Below are 16,002 nucleotides of genomic sequence, written 5' to 3'. Positions count from 1 at the left end.
CCCGGACGTTCTGCGTGCGGTGCTCGCCACAGCCGTCCAGGCGAGCGCCGGTGAGCTCGCCTGGTGCGCGGCCGTCGGCGAACCGCAGCCCGAACTGGTCGAGCCGGCACCCGACGGCACACTGCGGCGGCTCGCAGCGGGGGAGGCCCGGCCGACGCTCGCCGTCTGGGCCGCCGGCCAGGCATGGATCGCGGACGCGGGCGCCGTCCTGCTCGCGTACGGCTGCCCGGCGGACAGCGACGCCCCGCGGATCCGCCGAGCGCACCTACGGGCCGGATTCGCCGTCCACTTCGCCCACCTGGCCGCCGTACGGCACGGGCTGGCCGCCCGCCCCGTCGGTTCCTGGCAGCAGGCGGACCTGGGTGCCGCGCTCGGCGCCCCACCGGGCCGGGACTGGGTCGTCCACGGCCTGGCCCTCGGCACCACCCACTCCGACGAGGAGAAGACCTCGTGATCGTCCACCCCGAGCTGCGCCGCGCCGCACGGCACGCACGGCGCCCCTTGCTCGCGGCCACCCTCCTGCAGGCGGCCGTCACCCTCACCCACCTCGCGCAGGCCGTACTGCTGGCGTTCGCCCTCGCCGGCCTGGCCCGCGGTGACACGGACCCGCTCCCGCTGCTCCTCGGCGCGGTGCTCGGCGTCGTCGCCGCCCGCGCCGGCCTCGGCACCTGGCAACGGCGCACCGCCACCCGTGCCGGGGCCAGGGTCAGGGTGGCTCTGCGGGATGAACTCCTCGCCCACCTCGGACGATTGGGGCCCGCGCACCTGACCACCGCGCGCGCCGGGGCCGTCCGCACCACCCTCGTCGACGGGGTGGAGGGTGTCGACGCCTACGTCTCCCGCTACCTGCCCCAGCTCCTGATCACCCTCACCGTGCCGCCCCTGCTGCTCGCAGCCTTGGCGGTCATCGAACCGGCCGCCCTCCTCGGCCTCGTCCCCGCCCTGCTCCTCGCCCTGTTCGGGCCGCGCGCCTGGGACCGGCTCCTCGCCCAGCGCGGCAAGGAACACTGGGACACCTACGAGCAACTGGGCGCCGACTACCTGGAAGCACTGCAGGGCATGCCCGCCCTGCGGGCCGCCGGCGCCGTCGGGCGCACCCGGGAGCGACTGGAGAAGCGGTCGGCGGCGCTGCACCGGGCGACCGTCGCCAAGCTGCGCGTGTCCCTCGTCGACACCGGCATCACCGACCTGGCCATCCAGGGCGGCACCGCGGCCGCCGCGCTCCTCGCCTGCTGGTCGGCCGTCACCGGATCCACCACGGCGACCGGCACGTACCTGGTGCTGCTCCTGGCCTCCGAGTGCTTCGGGCCGGTCCGCGACCTGTCCCGCGAATGGCACGCCGGATACCTGGGCGTGTCGGCCGCGGACGGGCTCGCGGCGCTGCGCACCGCCGAACCCGCCGTCCCCGACACGGGCACGGCACCGGCCCACTGGCCGGTCCCGCCCGAACTGCATGTCGAAGGCGTCGACTTCACCTACGACGCCGGCGAGACGCCGGCGCTCCGCGGCGTCACCTTCACCGCCGAGGCGGGACGTACGACCGCGATCGTCGGCCCGTCCGGCGCCGGCAAGTCCACGCTCCTCGCCCTGCTCCTGCGCCACCACGACCCGCAAAGCGGCCGGATCACCCTCGGCGGCCGCGACGTGACGGAGTACGCGCTGGACTCGCTGCGGCAGGGCATCGCCGTCGTCTCCCAGGAGACGTACCTCTTCCACGCCACCATCGCCGACAACCTGCGCCTGGCCCGGCCGGACGCCACGGACGACGAGCTGAAACGCGCGGCACGCACCGCCGGCATCCACGACGAGATCGCCGCCCTCCCTGACGGCTACACCACCGTCCTCGGCGAACGGGGCGCCACCCTGTCCGGCGGCCAGCGGCAGCGGCTCGCCCTCGCCCGAGCCCTGCTGGCCGACGCCCCGGTGCTCGTCCTCGACGAGGCCACCAGCGCGGTCGACGAACGCCGTGAGGCGGACATCATCCGTGAACTGCTGGACGCCGCGGGCGGCCGGACCGTCCTGGTGGTCGCCCACCGACTCGCCGCCGTCCGGCACGCCGACCGCATCGTCGTCCTCGACGGCGGACGCGTGGACGCCGTCGGCGAGCACACCACCCTCGTCGAAGCCGGGGGCGTCTACGCGGAGCTCGTCAAGGCGGGCCACGCTCACCAGGGAGGGCTCGCCGCATGAGCAGCACCACCACCGACCGCGCTACCGCCGACGTGCCCGCGCGCGGCTCACTGCGCGCCCTGCTCCCCGCCCTCGCCGGGCACCGGATCATGATGGCCCGCACCTGTGCCGCCGCACTCATCGAACAGGGCTCGCTCGTCACATTGCTGACGCTGGCCGCGCACACCGTCGGAACCGCCGTCATCGAGGACCGCGCCCCCTCAGCGGGTACGGTCAGCGCGCTCATCGTCCTCGTCCTCGTACGCACCCTGATGACCTGGCGTGAGATGGACCTCAGCCACGACCTGGCCTACCGGGTGCTGGCCGAACTGCGCGTGCGCGTCTTCGACGGGCTCGCCCGCGGCGCGCCCGCCCGCGTCGCCGGCCGGCGCAGCGGGGACCTTGCCGCCACCGCCATGGCCGACGTCGAGGCACTGGAGTTCTTCTACGCCCACACCACCGCCCAACTCCTCGCCTCGGGGGTGGTGTTCACCGGCGGCGCCGCTGCCCTGGCCGCGGTGGAGCCATGGCTGCTGGCGGCGGTGCTGCCGGTCGCCGCGCTGCTCGCCGCGGCGCCCTTCGCCGACGCGCGCGGACGCGCGGCGCGCGGGGCCCGCACCCGGGCGGCGGCCGCGAAGCTGTCGGCCGACACCGTGGAGACCGTCGACGGGTTGCGTGAGCTGCTCGCCTTCGGAGGGCTTGCCGAGCGGCGCGGCCGTCTCGCCGAACAGGGCCGGCAGGTGGGTGAGGCCCAGCGTGCCGAGGCCACCTGGGAGGCCATGGCCGCCGCGGTCCGCGACCTCCTCATCGTGCTCGCGGTCCTCGGCGTCGTGGCTGCCGCGGCACAGTCCGTGACCTCCGGGCGGCTGCACGGCGCATGGGCCCCGGCGGCGATGGCGCTGGCCCTGTCGGTGCTGGGCCCCGTCGCCGAGTCGGCCAGGGCACTGAGCCAGGCAGTGGGACTGCGCGCCGCAGCCGCCCGGGTCGACGCGGCCCTGAAGGCCCCCGCTCTCGCCCCGCCGCCCGCCTCACCCCTCCCGCTCCCCACCGGCCCGCTGGGCGTCCAGCTGCACCAGGTGAGCTTCGACTACGGAGGCCGGCCCGTGCTGGACGGAGTCGATCTGACAGTCCGCGCCGGGCAGACCCTCGCACTGGTCGGCGCCTCGGGCGCCGGCAAGTCGACCTGCGCCCACCTGCTGGCCCGATTCTGGGACCCGTCCGAGGGCACCGTCCACCTGATACCCGGCAACGGCGATCCCGTCGACGTGCGTGACGTGAGCGATGCCGAACTCCGACGTGCCGTCGCCGTGGTGGGCCAGGACACTCCCCTCTTCCACGGCACCCTCGCCGACAACCTGCGGCTCGCCGCGCCCGAGGCGGACGACGACCTCCTCGCCGAAACGGCCCGGCTGTGCGGCGTCGACCGGATCGCCCCCATGGACACACTCGTCGGCGAGCGCGGCTCCACCCTCTCCGGGGGCCAGCGCGCCCGGATCGCTCTCGCCCGCGCGTTGCTGGCCGAGCCGAGAGTCCTCGTGCTCGACGAGACCACCGCCCACCTGGACAACGCCAGTGACGCCCAACTCGCCACCGCTCTCGGCAAGGCAGACCGCACCACGATCGTCATCGCCCACCGCCCCGCCACCATCCGCCGCGCCGACCGCATCGCCGTCCTCGAATCCGGCCGCATCACGGAGGAAGGCACCTGGGACGAACTCACCACCCGCCCCGACAGCGCGCTCAACCGTGTCCTCGCCGTCGCCCCGTCCTGAACACCGGACCACCCGAGGGCGCGGAGCTTCCCTTGCGATGGCGGACGCTGCCGCCCCACACACCAGTGCGGTTCTCCACCGCCCGGCCGGCCAGAGGCGCGAGTGCCCGGTGCTGCTTGATGATCCGGGGGGTGTCGCTGGTCCCGGCGGCACCGGTTGATCGAGGGCGGACACCTCCTGCCAAGCGGCATCGAGTTCTTCCGGGGGGTGATCTCCCCGGACTGCGTTCATCTACGGCGAGAACGAACCCGCTCAGCGGTAATCGCTGAGCATGGCCAGGACTTCGTCGTAGGTACCGTTCGCCGCCGCTTCGCGAAAGAACCTGGCCCGCTCGACGACGATCTCCCTGGCGTCGGGCCTTTCTCGCAGAAGGTCCACGGTCTCGGTGAGGTAGTCCTCCAGCGGCATGGCGTTCTCGTCGTCCTGCTGGCCGAGGAGGGTGGTGCGCACGCCCGGCGGGACCACCTCGATCACCTGGACGCCGCTGTCGGCGAGCTGCACGCGCAGGCTCTCGGAGAAGGAGTGCAGCGCGGCCTTGGTCGCGCCGTAGGTCGGGGTGACCGCCAGCGGCACGAAGCCCATCGACGAGGTGACGTTCATGACGACCGCGTCGTCCTTGCCCGCGAGCAGGGGCAGGAAGGCGTACGTCATCCGGATCGTGCCGAGCAGATTGATCGCGACGTGGTCCTCGGCGACCGGGAGGGAGGCGGGGTCGAGGAGGTTCTCCCGCAGCATGATGCCGGCGTTGTTGACCAGGACGTTCAGGTCGGGATGAGCGGCCGCCACCCTCTCGGCGGCGTGGGCGATCGACGTGGGGTCGGCGACGTCGAGGACGAGCGCCGCGATGCCGGGGTGCTCGGTCGTGATCTCGTCGAGGAGTTCCTTGCGGCGGCCGGCGACGATCACCTTGTTGCCGGCCTCGTGCAGACGCAGCGCCAGGCCGAGCCCGATGCCCGAGGTGCCACCGGTGATCAGGATCGTGTTGCCGGTCATCTTCATGGGGGGTCTCTCTCCTTCGCTGGCTGCGGGCCGGTGAACGTCGCGCCCGCAGCCCCGACCGTAGGAGCGCCTGCGCGGAGGCGGGAGAGGAAGGTTTATCCATGGATCGGCGATCCCTGGTTGGGCCGACGCAAAACGGCGACCATGGGGACATGCACAGGAAAGAACTGGCGGAGTTCCTGCGCCGGCGGCGCGAGATGCTGCGCCCCGCCGACGTCGGACTGGTCGAGGGCCGACGCCGGCGCACCCAGGGGCTGCGCCGCGAGGAGGTCGCCCAACTCGCCGGCATGTCCACCGACTACTACGCCCGCCTGGAACAGCGGCGCGCCCCGCAGCCGTCCGTCCAGATCACCACCGCCCTCGCCAGGGCCCTGCGCCTGACACCGGACGAACGCGACCACCTCTTCGCCCTCATCGGCCACAACGCCCCGGCCCGCTTCCAGCACTACGAGCACGTCAGCCCGGCCCTCCTGCGGGTCCTGGAACGCCTGAACGCCGACACCCCGGCCCTGGTGCTGACCGACATGGCCGAGACCCTCGCGATGAACCCGATCGCCACCGCCCTGCTCGGCGACCAGACCCGCCATACGGGCCTGGCCCGCAGCTGCTTCTACCGCTGGTTCACCGACCCGGCCGAGCGCCTGTACTACGTCGAAGAAGACCGCCCGCTCCACACCCGCACCCAGGCAGCTCGCCTGCGGTCCGCGCTGACGGCCGGCAGCGACGTCGACCGGGCCGCCCGTATGGTCGCCGAACTCCACGAAACCAGCCCCGAGTTCGTCCGCGTGTGGGAACTCGGGGAGGTCGCCCGGCGCTATGGGGAGTCCATGACCGTCCTCCACCCGGACCTCGGCCGTATCGACATGGACGCCCAGTACCTGTGCACCCAAGACCGCGCTCAGACCCTGGTGGTGCTGGCCGCCCGCCCCGGCACGGACAGCCAGGGAAAGCTCGAACTGCTCTCCGTCATAGGACACCAGCAGCTCACCCCCTGACCCGGCGCCGCCTTGGGGGCGCGAACCAAGCCGCTGCCCGTCGGTGCCGACCGGCTCGGGGCGCCACCGCTGGTTGGCGCCCGCTTCGTAGCTCCACACTCCCCAGGCCCTCAGGGGCGTTCGAGACGCCCACGATCGGGGGTCTCCGACCGCAGAGAGGTCGCTCCTGTGGAGGCGCATGCGGCGGAGTGTTGGAGGGCGTCCGAACAACAGCATCGGTCACGGTGAGTGAGGGAGCGAGGTAGACGGGAAGTGCGGCAGTGGGTTCGTGCTCTGCTGCCCGGTGGAGTGCCGTTCGGTGAAGGGAGGGTGTCAGTGGCGCCTCCTAGGGTGTGAGTGCTGCGTCGGTCGGTGTCGTATCGCTGGGAACCGTGGGGGAGTGGCGCGTCATGGAGTGGCCGTGTCTGCCGTGGAAGCGGCGGGTTTTCCCGCTGGGGCAGCCTTTGGAGTGGGATCGCTATGGCTGGCCGCAGGCGTCGTTGTTTTCTGGCGCGGTTCCTGGACGGCCGCTGGCTGACGAGCGAGCGGTACCTGTACTCGTCCTGCGGGGTGAGTGGGGCATGGGCAAGTCGTACGCGTTCGAGCAGGAACAGCGTGGCCTTGAGGCCGCGGGTCTTCCTGTGCAGCGGCTCGATCTGGGTAAGTGCGGTACAGACGCGGCTCGCGCTACGGCGAAGCTGGCCGCGCCCCCGGACGGGGGGCCGACTGTCGACGACCTTGAACTGTCCCGCCTGGCCCCAGGCGATGAACCCGGCCACCTCGGGAGTCCCGTTCCGTGCACGATGAACGAGCTGAGCCAGTTGACCGAGTCGAGTCTGCTGAGGCCACTGGGCGACTACCGCTGGGAGTTCGCGCACAAGAGCTACCAGGAGTTCCTCGCCGCCGAGTTCATGCGCCGCCGCCACATTCAGGCAGCTGTGGAGCGTGAGCTGCTGTGGATCGGCGACGGGCCGTCCCGGCACATCCTTCCCGCGCATCAGGAGGTTGCTGCCTGGCGTAGCGACACGAGTACAACGGTGTTCGAAGACCTGCTCCGGGACGATGCCCTGGTCCTGCTCCTCGCCGACTTGGCCCGGCGAACGGACCGAGATCGGGCCCGCGTAGTTGATGCTCTCCTCACCCTGCTCAAGAGTGACGACACCGTCAGGCTCGATAGCGCCTCACTTCACCGCCTGGACCACCCGCAGCTGGCGGAACAGCTACGCCCGTACCTCAAAGCCAGGACAGAGGTGAACCTCCTCTTCGGAGTGGTCCGCATCGCCCGGGCATGCCGCCGGCCCGAGCTGAGCGCCGAATTGCTGATCCTCGCCGAAGACCGAGACGCCCATGCCGAGGTACGGGTGCGGCCCTGACTGGGATCAGCGCGCCAGATGCCGAAGAAGTCCAGCGCATCCGTGCCTTGAGCAAGGACGAGTCCCCCGAGGTCGTCGCTGCGGCGCTCCGACAGTTGTGGCCAACCCACATCGCGCTGGCCGAGTTCTTGAGCAGTGTGCGCGACCCGGATCCACAACTGATCGGCCGTGCCTACATGCTGCGCCGGGAATTCCCGGAGCTCATCAACGTGCCGGAGCTGGATGAAGCCATCACCTGGGCCCGTGACACCCTTTGCGATTCGGAGGACAGTCGAAGCCGTGCTCTTGTGGTGTCCCTTCTCGGCCGCGCCATCACTCTCGCCGGTCAGGAACCGCTATCCGACGCCGTGCTGTCCAATGTGACGGAAGCCTTGCTGGGGCTCGCCGGACAGCATGAATTCCTCTTCAGCCAGGACCTGCACACCCCGTTGCAGGATCTGGCAGAGGCATTGGGCCGGGAGGCTCAGACCAGGCGCAGCCTTGCGGAACTGCTGATCACACGTGCCAGCGCAGAGCAATTCCTCGCATTGCACGTGGGCAGGGTCATCGGTAGCTTGCTTCCTTCGGCCGATGCCCTGTACTGGATGGAGCACTGGGACCTGCTGTCTGCCGCCGATGAGCAAGTCTCGCGCCTGGCTGTTGCATTCCCGCCTCCCGAGGAGCGGACCGTGCTGGAACGGGCTCAGGCCGCCCGAGCCTCTCATCCGACTCTGCGCGCCGCCACCGCCTTCTGGGACAACCCGCCAGCGGAGTCGCCGTGGGAGCGAGAGCACCGCGAGCTCCGAGAGGCGGAGCGCAGACAGAACACCTACGACGAAACCGCCCTTCGCGCGGCGCTCGACGCCGTCCTCACCACTGCGCCGGATCAGCTACGGAGCGCCTGGGCCGGTTGTCAGCGAGCTGCACCACACAGCAGACGGTTCCCCCGCCAACTGGGAAGGCTCATGGCTTGCTGCAGTAACCGAGGCGCCGTCCCGGCCGTCGGCCGGCACCCAGCTGGACGACCTCCTCTCGCGGGCCGCCCTGCATGTGCTGCGTTCGGTCTCGCCCTTGACTGCCGAGAACCTGGTGCCCTACGGCGCCATCGACTTTCGCATCGCCCCCGAACTCACGGCGCTCGCCCTGGTCGATGACCTGTCAAACGTCCGGCTAAAGCCCGCAAGATGGGCTGGATGGACCGTCGCCCTGGCCACCATGCACCCCAGCCCTGGCGTACACGACACTCATCGACGACTGCTACGCATCTGCGGACAAAGGGCCGAAGCAGCACTCACCGGTCTGATCACAGCAGTCCTTGACGGCGTCCACGACGACGTTGCCCGGACCATCGCTCGTACCTGCGCAGAACTGCCGTTGGACAGCGCGCGTCCAGCCCTGCACAGCTGGGCCAGGCAAACGGACCGACGTCCAGAACAGTGGCAGGCCGTTCTGAGTGAGCTCGCGGTCCGCAGGGATGCGGAAGCGTCGCTCCAACTAGCCACCGTGCTCGCCGACAATCCAGCCGATCACGCACCCCACTCACCAGAGCACGTCCGATGGATGCTTGCGGCCGTCGCCCTTCTGCACCTCACGACCTTGCCGCTCGTCTGGCCGCTGATCCGTCGTCGCCTTGATGACCCGGCCATCCTTGATGCTTTCCTTCACGGACTGACACGGATGCCCGCTCCGTCCGGCAGTTGGCCGAATGCCGTCGCCTTGCTCCCTGAACGCGACGTAGCGGACTTCTACCGGTTGCTCGTCGACCAGATCGGGATCGACGCCGTCGTCAACCAGCCCCTGCAATCCGGCTTCATCGGCGACGATGACCGGCTGCGCGACATGGCCCGCACCCTGCCGAACATCCTTGTGCACAAAGGCACCTTGGAAGCCGCCACCGTACTGCGTGCGCTCTCCGAGGAATACCCCGGAATCTGGCAACTGCGTGTAGACGCCCGCGCCGCCATGCGTACAGCCGCCGCCCGATATGCCCAACCTGTCGAACCCGAGCAACTGATCCGCCTCGCCGACACCGCCCAGCTGCGCTGGATCGCGGACGAGCGGCACCTGCTCGACATCGTCCTCGAATCACTTGATCGCTTCGCGAAGGCACTCCATCGCCCCAACGGGTTGATCGTCGCCCTGTGGAACCGTGCACGAGCCGGTGTGAATCACACCGAATGGTGGCCGTGTTGGGAAGAAGACTTCAGCGACGAAGAGACGCGCCAGCCCTGTGGCCTGCGGCGATGGGCAGTCACGGCGCGCTGATGAGCAGGAATAACCTTTCGGCTGTTTCACGCTCGTGCCCGTTGATGCGGCCGGAAGTCCCAGGAAAGTCCCAGAGGACTCCCACTGCTGACGGACACTCTTTCGGCTCTATCCAGGGCTGGGTGGTGCGGTGTGGGCTGAAGCCTGTGCATCGGTGGTCCACCCTGAACGAACGGCAGCGCGTGCTTCTCGAACGGCTCGCATCCGGCGAAGAACCTGGAGCCTGGGCGTCGAGAGACTGGCGCTCACCCTATGCCCTGCGTGATTGGCGAATGGCGAGCCACGGTGCAGGACCGGCCACACCGGGAGCAGGGGTGGCCAGCGACGACGCAGGTCGTGCTGAACATCCGACAATCCATAATCGTCAACCGGGCGCCGCCGGAGTTCCCTCTTGTCGGGGGATGTTCGAGTAAATGAGCCGGGCAGTCATGCCCCCGCCGATCAGAAGGAGGCGGGCATGGACGCAAACGAGCATCACGACGGTGCTACACCAGACCCCGAACAGCCGACGGACCGATCCCCGGCACCGCCCCATGGCGATGGACGGCAGGACCGCGACAGCGCGGTCGCGTATCTGGCGGGCGAGTTCGGTGCGGAGCTGGTGCGCGCCATCCGCACGGGCCTGGCCCAGAGCAACAACTCTGCCCACGGATCCTGGGGCCCGTCCCAGCTGAGCTGGTATGCCTTCGCGACCCAGTACGCGCAGGCACACTGGCCGGGGATAAGACGAGGGACGAGGTCAGCGAGGCACTGACCGCCATCACGATGGCGATGCTGTGGGACCTTCCTGGCCGACCCAACGGGCAGTTGCCGCGCCGTGCCCTGCGGCACTGGGCCTTCGTCGTACCCGGGCCGGGGCAGGGGGAGATGCCAGCGGAGGACCGACTGGTGTTGCAGTGGGTGGCGAAGGCGTCTCGCCCGCTGGTCGACCTGCACGATCCGATCCTGGCGCGGGACGTGCTGGAGTCACTGCGCCGCAAACTGGACGGCGGTGAAGCGGCGGTGGAGACGATGCGCCGCAAACGCAAGGTGCTGGTGCACGCGCTCCAATACGCCGTAGAGCGGGGAGAGCTGGGCAGCCATCCACTGCAGAAGATCCGGTGGCGGGTGCCCAAACCGTCAGTCTCGGTGCACCCGCGGGTAGTGGCCAACCCGCACCAGGCACGGGATCTGCTCAACGCCGTCTCCTACGTCGGCGGCTACTGCAGGGCCCGCGGCCGGCGGCTGGTCGGCTTCTTCGCCGGCATGTACTACGCGGGCCTACGCCAAGAGGAGGCGGTCGCGGTGGCGCTGCCGGACTGCCGCCTGCCCCGCACCGGTTGGGGGCGGCTGATCTTGCATCGCACTCTGCCGCAGGCGGGCAAGCGGTGGACCGACACCGGCAAGTTCCATGACGAGCGCGTGCTGAAGAACCGCCCGCCGGGAGAGACGCGGGTGGTGCCGTTGCCGCCGCACCTGGTGACGCTGTGGAGGGACCACGTCGCCACGTTCGGCACGGCTGACGACGGCCGGCTGTTCTTCACCGAGCAGGGCCGGATCATCACTTACACCACCTACAACCGGGTCTGGCACGAGACCCGCGAACTGGCTCTGCCGCCCGCGCTCACCAGCACCCCGCTCGCGAAACGGCCGTACGACCTGCGGCACTCGGCCTTGTCTACATGGCTCTGCGCGGGCGCGGACCCGGCCGAAGTGGCCCAGCGGGCGGGGAACAGCGTCGAGGTCCTGCTGAGCCGTTACGCGAAGCGTCTGTATGACCGGCAGTCGATCAACAACCAGCGCATCGAAGGGCTCCTGAGCGCCTACGACCAGCCGCCTGAGTCTGATGAACCGGGCGAGGAGCAGCTCTCCTGGCGAGGTACTGCGCCGATGGTCGCCTTACGGAGCCGGTCCTTGCTGGCGACCCTACCGGCGCGGGGCTTGGGGCCATGGCCACCTGAAATCCCGGCGGGCTCTGCCTCTCGTCGATGCTGCCTTACCCGCCGGACGGCCGAGTTCGGAGCTGAGAAGCTGTTGTTTTTCCGGAGTTGAGGACTGCGTTTTCGCTGGTCGGGCGTAGGGTCGGCGGTCCCGTGGGAGTAGTGGCCTGTCGTGCTGTCGCTGCCCGGGAGGTCGTGGATGCCGTCGGTGGTTGGGCTGTTGGAACAGCGTGAGTTGGGTGCTCGCCGTCGCGTGGACGAGCTGAGGGAGGAGGCCGACCGCGTCCAGGCCGAGTTGGCCGTGGCCGAGCGGGAATGGAAGGAGTGGGCCATCGCTCGCTCGCGGGTCGGCGAGGTGCTGGCCCTAGCGGACGAACCCGTGCAGGACCACGCCGGGGCCGGCCGGACCGCGCAGGCCGCCGAGGAGCGGGCCGGAAAGACCGCGCAGGTGCCGGAGGCGGCGAAGACGAAGTCGCAGGTGCCGGTGTGGCGCGAGGGGCCTGGTCGGTTCTGCCGGTGGATTACCAGCGCATTCTCAAGGCTCTCGCGGACCGGGCCCGGCTCCGTCAAGGGTCGCTGACCTGCCAGGAGATGGCCGCGGCGTTCGGCATGGACGTGTGGCGCGCGTGGAAGCACTGCGGTCGAAGGCGAAGCGTCTGGTCGCGCGCGGCTGGCTGGCCGAGCCCGCGCCGGGCCGGTTCACGCTGGCTGCGGGCGTGAGCGGGCCAGGCGGCGGGTCATGAGCAGGATCATCGACCAGTAGACCATCGCTTCGGCGCTGGTGGTGCGGCGCTCGTAGTCGCGTGCCAGGCGGCGGATGCGCATCAGGTGGGCGAAGAGCCGCTCGATGATCCACCGCTTGGGCAGCACCACGAAGCCGCGCATGTCGTCGCTGCGTTTGACGATCGCCAGGACCAGGGCGAGCACGGCCAGGCAGTACTCGACGAGGCTGCCGGTGTAGCCGCCGTCGGCCCAGACCAGCTCCAACTGGTGGTGTGCGTCGGCAACTTGCCGCAGCAGCACGTGGGCGGCGGCGCATCGCCCGGAAGGTCGCCGCGGACCGGGTCATCTCCACCGTGCAGGCCCTTCAGGCACCCCACCACGCCCACAACCCGCCACCCCAACCAATCCCGGCCGCCGGCCACCCCGCCGACGGCCTCAAGCCCAGCCCCGGAATCGGCGATATTCAGCGGCCTCCTAGCGGCGCTGTGGCCACGTGAGATGGATGACCCGCCGGGAAATGCGCCAGCCGTCATCGGTGCGTCGCAGGTCGTCGGCGTAGACGACGCTGGCGACACCGCCGCCCTCCAGCAGGCTCAGACCTTTGGATCGGGCCCGCACCTCGTCGCCCGGGCCCTCCGACACGACGATGTTCGTCGTATGGTGGGCTTTCGCGTGTCCGGGGGCGTTCATGAAGGTCGCGATCGCGTCCAGCCCGACGACCGGGTCGCCGCCGAAGACGCTGCCGTCCCACACTGCGTCTTCGGTGAGGCATTCGCCGAGACGGTCCAGTTCATGGTCGTCCATGATGTGCGCCCACAGCGCCAGGGCCCTGCTGATTTCGACGGTGTCTTGATTCGTGGGTTTCACGTTCGGCTCTCCATTTTGTGCGTTGCTGGATCAGGCCTTGGCGCCGCTCAGCATGGCCAGCACCTGGTCGTAGCCGCCGTTGGCCTCGGCGATTCTCTCCTTCGCCGCAGGAGCCGGGCGCGCCCGGCAGTCTCGACTATGGGGAGGTATCGGCGCGGACGGGAGAGGATCACATATCCATGGACCGACGATCCTCCCCTTCCGGCCACCATGGAGATCGTGCACAAGAAGGAGCTGCGGACCCTAGCGGGAGTGTCCTGGCTAGCTCGATTTCGCGGACTACGAACGGCTCATCCAACACTCCGAATCTCTGATCACCTGGGGCCGCGATCACCCTTATCCAGGCGAATCACCCGCCGGAGTTCCCGAAGAAGCGGACAGCCGACCTCCCGCGAAGCACAACGGGACTGATCGTCTTGGCGTTGGCGGTCACCACCGTCACTGGGAGACCCCGAAGGCGCGGAGCCGAGATCCTCCCACCGCCGTCACGAACCCGTCAGCCCAAACCAGCGAAGCGAGCACATCCGTATCGCCGCCATCAATCAATGGCTCCCCAATCGGTGAGGGCGGGCTGCGCCCGCCCTCACCGGCTTCGAAACCTCGCTAGGACTGGGGAGACGCCCCGGCCGGGACCGCGGTCGCCGTCCAGCTTCTGCAGGGCCCAGCCCGACCGCCGGCGGTCTCTTCACGAGGCAGAGACCGCCGATCCATGGACAAACCTTCCTCTCCCGCCCCTGCGCGGGCGCCCCTACGGTCGAGGCTGCGGGCGCTCACCGCCCCACCGCTACGAAGGAGCGAGATCCCCATGAAGATGACCGGCAACACGATCCTGATCACCGGCGGCACCTCGGGCATCGGCCTCGGTCTGGCCCTGCGCCTGCACGAGGCCGGCAACAAGGTGATCGTCGCCGGCCGGCGCAAGGAACTCCTCGACGAGATCACGGCCGAGCACCCGGGCATCGACGCGCTCGTCCTCGACGTCGCGGACCCCGACTCGATCGCCCGGGCCCGCGAGACCGTGGCGGCGAGCCACCCGGGGCTGAACGTCCTGGTCAACAACGCCGGCATTCAGCTGCTGGAGAACCTCCTCGACCCGGCCGGACTCCAGGCCGCCGAGGACCACGTCACGGTCAACCTGCTCGGCACGATCCGGATGACGTATGCCTTCCTGCCGCTGCTGGTGGGCAATGACGACGCGGTCGTCATGAACGTCACCTCCGCGCTGGCGTTCGTACCGCTCCCGATCACGCCGACCTACAACGCGACCAAGGCCGCGCTGCACTCCTTCTCCGAGAGCCTGCGCATCCAGCTCGCCAGTGCTGACGCCGGCGTCCAGGTGATCGAGGTGGTCCCGCCGGCTGTGCGCACGACCCTGCTCGGCCAGCAGGACAACGAACAATCCATGCCGTTGGACGACTTCCTCACCGAGACCCTCGATCTGCTGCGCGAGAAGCCCGACGCGAAGGAGCTGGTGGTCGAGCGCGCCAGGTTCATCCGCGACGCGGTGGCCACCGGCTCCTACGACGACGTCCTCGCCATGATCAGCCGCAGCTGACCGACCTGAAATGCCCGACGGGCAACAACAGCACGCAGGCGGCGGCCCCGTTGGGCTACATCATGGACAAACGCGAGCTCGACCCGCCTCGGGGAGGTCCTCGCCCAAGACGCGGAACGGTAAGGAAGCGCCTTCGGTTTCGCCCCGGTCGTCGCACTGGAGGCGACCGGCTCCGTCCTGATTGCCGACGGCACGTCGAGCGCCCGTCACACGACGGACATCGCCGTGTCGGCCAGCGAGCGGCGAGGCCCGGGGCCGGTCCGAAGCGTCGGGCGTCCTCGACGGTGGACCGGCGCCGCGGGCCGTCTTCCATGCCGACGGCGTGCGGCGCACCGCCGACAGCCGGCGAATTTCCCAGCGGGTCATGCAAGCCAAGTGACCATCGGGTCGTCTCACTCCGACCGCCCTCGGCGTCGGCCGTATGAGCGGCTTCGCGCGGGCAGAAAAGGAGGGCTCAGCCATGGATCGGCGGTCTCTGGATAGCCGGGCGGGATGCGGCGAGGATGGGGGCATGGACAAGAAGGAACTGGCGGAATTCCTGCGCCGTCGGCGTGAGATGCTGCGCCCCCGCGACGTCGGGCTGGTCGAGGGGCCGCGCAGGCGTACGCAGGGGCTGCGCCGCGAGGAGGTCGCGCAGCTCGCCGGCATGTCCACCGACTACTACGCCCGGCTGGAACAGCAGCGTGCTCCGCAGCCCTCCGTCCAGATCACCGAAGCTCTCGCCCGGGCGCTGCGGCTGACCCTGGACGAACGCGACCATCTCTTCGTCCTCATCGGCCACAACGCCCCGGCCCGCTTCCACCGCTGCGAACATGTCAGCCCGACGCTGCTGCGGGTCCTGGACCGCCTGGACGACTCCCCGGCCCTGGTAACGACCGACCTGGTCGACACCCTCGCGATGAACCCCTTGGCCATCGCGCTGCTCGGCGACCAGACCCGCCACACCGGTCTGGCCCGCAGCGGCTACTACCGCTGGTTCATGGACCCGGCCGAGCGTCTGGTGTATCCCGAGGAGACCCACGAAAGCCACGGCCGCGCCCAGGCGGCACGCCTGCGGGCCGCGCTGACAGCCGGCAGCGACACCCCCCGAGCCGCCCGGATCCTCGCCGAACTCCAGGAACACAGCCCCGAGTTCGTCCGCATGTGGGAACTGCAGGAGGTCGCCCGCTACGGCGACTGCAAGACCATCCTCCATCCCGAACTCGGCCGCATCGACGTCGACGCCCAGCTCCTGTACACCGAGAACCGCGCCCAGACCCTGGTGGTACTGACCACTCGCCCCGGCACGGAGAGCCACAGCAAACTCGAACTGCTCTCCGTCATCGGACACCAACAGCTCACCCCCTGACGTCCTGGACCGGGGACCGGGCCGGGCTCGGCGCGGGAGGGGCCGGACAAGGGCACCCT

The 16,002-nt window shown here is 70.0% G+C and carries 13 protein-coding genes and 1 pseudogene; 11 read left to right on the top strand and 3 right to left on the bottom strand.

Annotated elements, in window-relative coordinates; genetic code table 11:
- The 3 genes from CLM62_RS04245 to CLM62_RS04235 form a co-directional block, all read left to right on the top strand.
- On the top strand, window positions 1-454 hold a 454-nt coding region (locus CLM62_RS04245), incomplete at its 5' end, for a nitroreductase family protein (RefSeq protein ID WP_179381930.1).
- Window positions 451-2,190: an ABC transporter ATP-binding protein/permease gene (locus CLM62_RS04240; RefSeq protein WP_095748510.1), complete on the top strand. Its 1,740-nt coding sequence runs from the start codon at window positions 451-453 to the stop codon at window positions 2,188-2,190. The genes CLM62_RS04245 and CLM62_RS04240, both read left to right, overlap by 4 nt.
- Window positions 2,187-3,941 (top strand): ABC transporter ATP-binding protein, encoded by a 1,755-nt coding sequence (locus CLM62_RS04235; RefSeq protein ID WP_095748509.1) that lies wholly within the window; start codon window positions 2,187-2,189, stop codon window positions 3,939-3,941. The genes CLM62_RS04240 and CLM62_RS04235 overlap by 4 nt, the downstream gene beginning before the upstream one ends.
- A gap of 252 nt (window positions 3,942-4,193) precedes the next feature.
- Here CLM62_RS04235 and CLM62_RS04230 read toward each other — a convergent pair whose 3' ends face one another.
- On the bottom strand, window positions 4,194-4,940 hold the full coding sequence (locus CLM62_RS04230; protein WP_095748508.1) for an SDR family oxidoreductase: 747 nt from the start codon (window positions 4,938-4,940) through the stop codon (window positions 4,194-4,196).
- 152 nt (window positions 4,941-5,092) lie between these two features.
- Between CLM62_RS04230 and CLM62_RS04225 the strand changes: the two genes are divergently transcribed.
- The 6 genes and pseudogenes from CLM62_RS04225 (at window position 5,093) to CLM62_RS04200 (ending at window position 12,193) form a co-directional block, all read left to right on the top strand.
- Window positions 5,093-5,935 (top strand): helix-turn-helix transcriptional regulator, encoded by an 843-nt coding sequence (locus CLM62_RS04225; RefSeq protein ID WP_095748507.1) that lies wholly within the window; start codon window positions 5,093-5,095, stop codon window positions 5,933-5,935.
- A gap of 782 nt (window positions 5,936-6,717) precedes the next feature.
- A complete protein-coding gene (locus CLM62_RS04220; RefSeq protein ID WP_143658930.1) occupies window positions 6,718-7,287 on the top strand; it encodes a hypothetical protein in 570 nt (189 codons plus the stop codon).
- 47 nt (window positions 7,288-7,334) lie between these two features.
- A complete protein-coding gene (locus CLM62_RS49225) occupies window positions 7,335-8,420 on the top strand; it encodes a hypothetical protein (protein ID WP_143658928.1) in 1,086 nt (361 codons plus the stop codon).
- Window positions 8,338-9,531 (top strand): hypothetical protein, encoded by a 1,194-nt coding sequence (locus tag CLM62_RS49220; protein ID WP_143658927.1) that lies wholly within the window; start codon window positions 8,338-8,340, stop codon window positions 9,529-9,531. Before CLM62_RS49225 ends, CLM62_RS49220 begins: the two co-directional genes overlap by 83 nt.
- A 765-nt stretch (window positions 9,532-10,296) precedes the next feature.
- On the top strand, window positions 10,297-11,562 hold the full coding sequence (locus CLM62_RS04205) for a tyrosine-type recombinase/integrase (RefSeq protein WP_257003657.1): 1,266 nt from the start codon (window positions 10,297-10,299) through the stop codon (window positions 11,560-11,562).
- A gap of 87 nt (window positions 11,563-11,649) precedes the next feature.
- A pseudogene (locus tag CLM62_RS04200) lies at window positions 11,650-12,193 on the top strand (hypothetical protein).
- Here the strand turns inward: CLM62_RS04200 and CLM62_RS04195 are convergent.
- Entirely contained in the window at window positions 12,150-12,473 is a 324-nt protein-coding gene (locus CLM62_RS04195; RefSeq protein ID WP_095748503.1) for a transposase, read from the bottom strand. The pseudogene CLM62_RS04200 and the gene CLM62_RS04195 sit on opposite strands and share 44 nt — an antisense overlap.
- Window positions 12,474-12,647: 174 nt before the next feature.
- Window positions 12,648-13,040, bottom strand: coding sequence for a nuclear transport factor 2 family protein (locus CLM62_RS04190; RefSeq protein WP_095748502.1), 393 nt, complete (start codon window positions 13,038-13,040; stop codon window positions 12,648-12,650).
- Window positions 13,041-13,845: 805 nt separating this feature from the next.
- Here CLM62_RS04190 and CLM62_RS04185 point away from each other — a divergent pair.
- Together CLM62_RS04185 and CLM62_RS04180 are read left to right on the top strand one after the other, a co-directional pair.
- Complete coding sequence (locus CLM62_RS04185) at window positions 13,846-14,595, top strand: SDR family oxidoreductase (protein WP_095748501.1); 750 nt, start codon at window positions 13,846-13,848, stop codon at window positions 14,593-14,595.
- Between the two features lie 511 nt (window positions 14,596-15,106).
- Window positions 15,107-15,943 (top strand): helix-turn-helix transcriptional regulator, encoded by an 837-nt coding sequence (locus CLM62_RS04180; protein ID WP_095748500.1) that lies wholly within the window; start codon window positions 15,107-15,109, stop codon window positions 15,941-15,943.
- Window positions 15,944-16,002: the final 59 nt, after the last annotated feature.

The organism is Streptomyces sp. SA15, from assembly GCF_002291145.1.
GTDB lineage: Bacteria > Actinomycetota > Actinomycetes > Streptomycetales > Streptomycetaceae > Streptomyces.
The sequence above is the reverse complement of the archived record's forward strand: the minus strand, read 5'-3'. Positions and strand labels throughout refer to the sequence as shown.

Coding starts and splice junctions, on each gene's coding strand:
- CLM62_RS04205 (WP_257003657.1), top strand. CDS start 10,297: ATGGCGATGCTGTGGGACCTTCCTGGCCGACCCAACGGGCAGTTGCCG.
- CLM62_RS04235 (WP_095748509.1), top strand. CDS start 2,187: ATGAGCAGCACCACCACCGACCGCGCTACCGCCGACGTGCCCGCGCGC.
- CLM62_RS04180 (WP_095748500.1), top strand. CDS start 15,107: ATGGACAAGAAGGAACTGGCGGAATTCCTGCGCCGTCGGCGTGAGATG.
- CLM62_RS04230 (WP_095748508.1), bottom strand. CDS start 4,940: ATGAAGATGACCGGCAACACGATCCTGATCACCGGTGGCACCTCGGGC.
- CLM62_RS04220 (WP_143658930.1), top strand. CDS start 6,718: ATGAACGAGCTGAGCCAGTTGACCGAGTCGAGTCTGCTGAGGCCACTG.
- CLM62_RS04225 (WP_095748507.1), top strand. CDS start 5,093: ATGCACAGGAAAGAACTGGCGGAGTTCCTGCGCCGGCGGCGCGAGATG.
- CLM62_RS04185 (WP_095748501.1), top strand. CDS start 13,846: ATGAAGATGACCGGCAACACGATCCTGATCACCGGCGGCACCTCGGGC.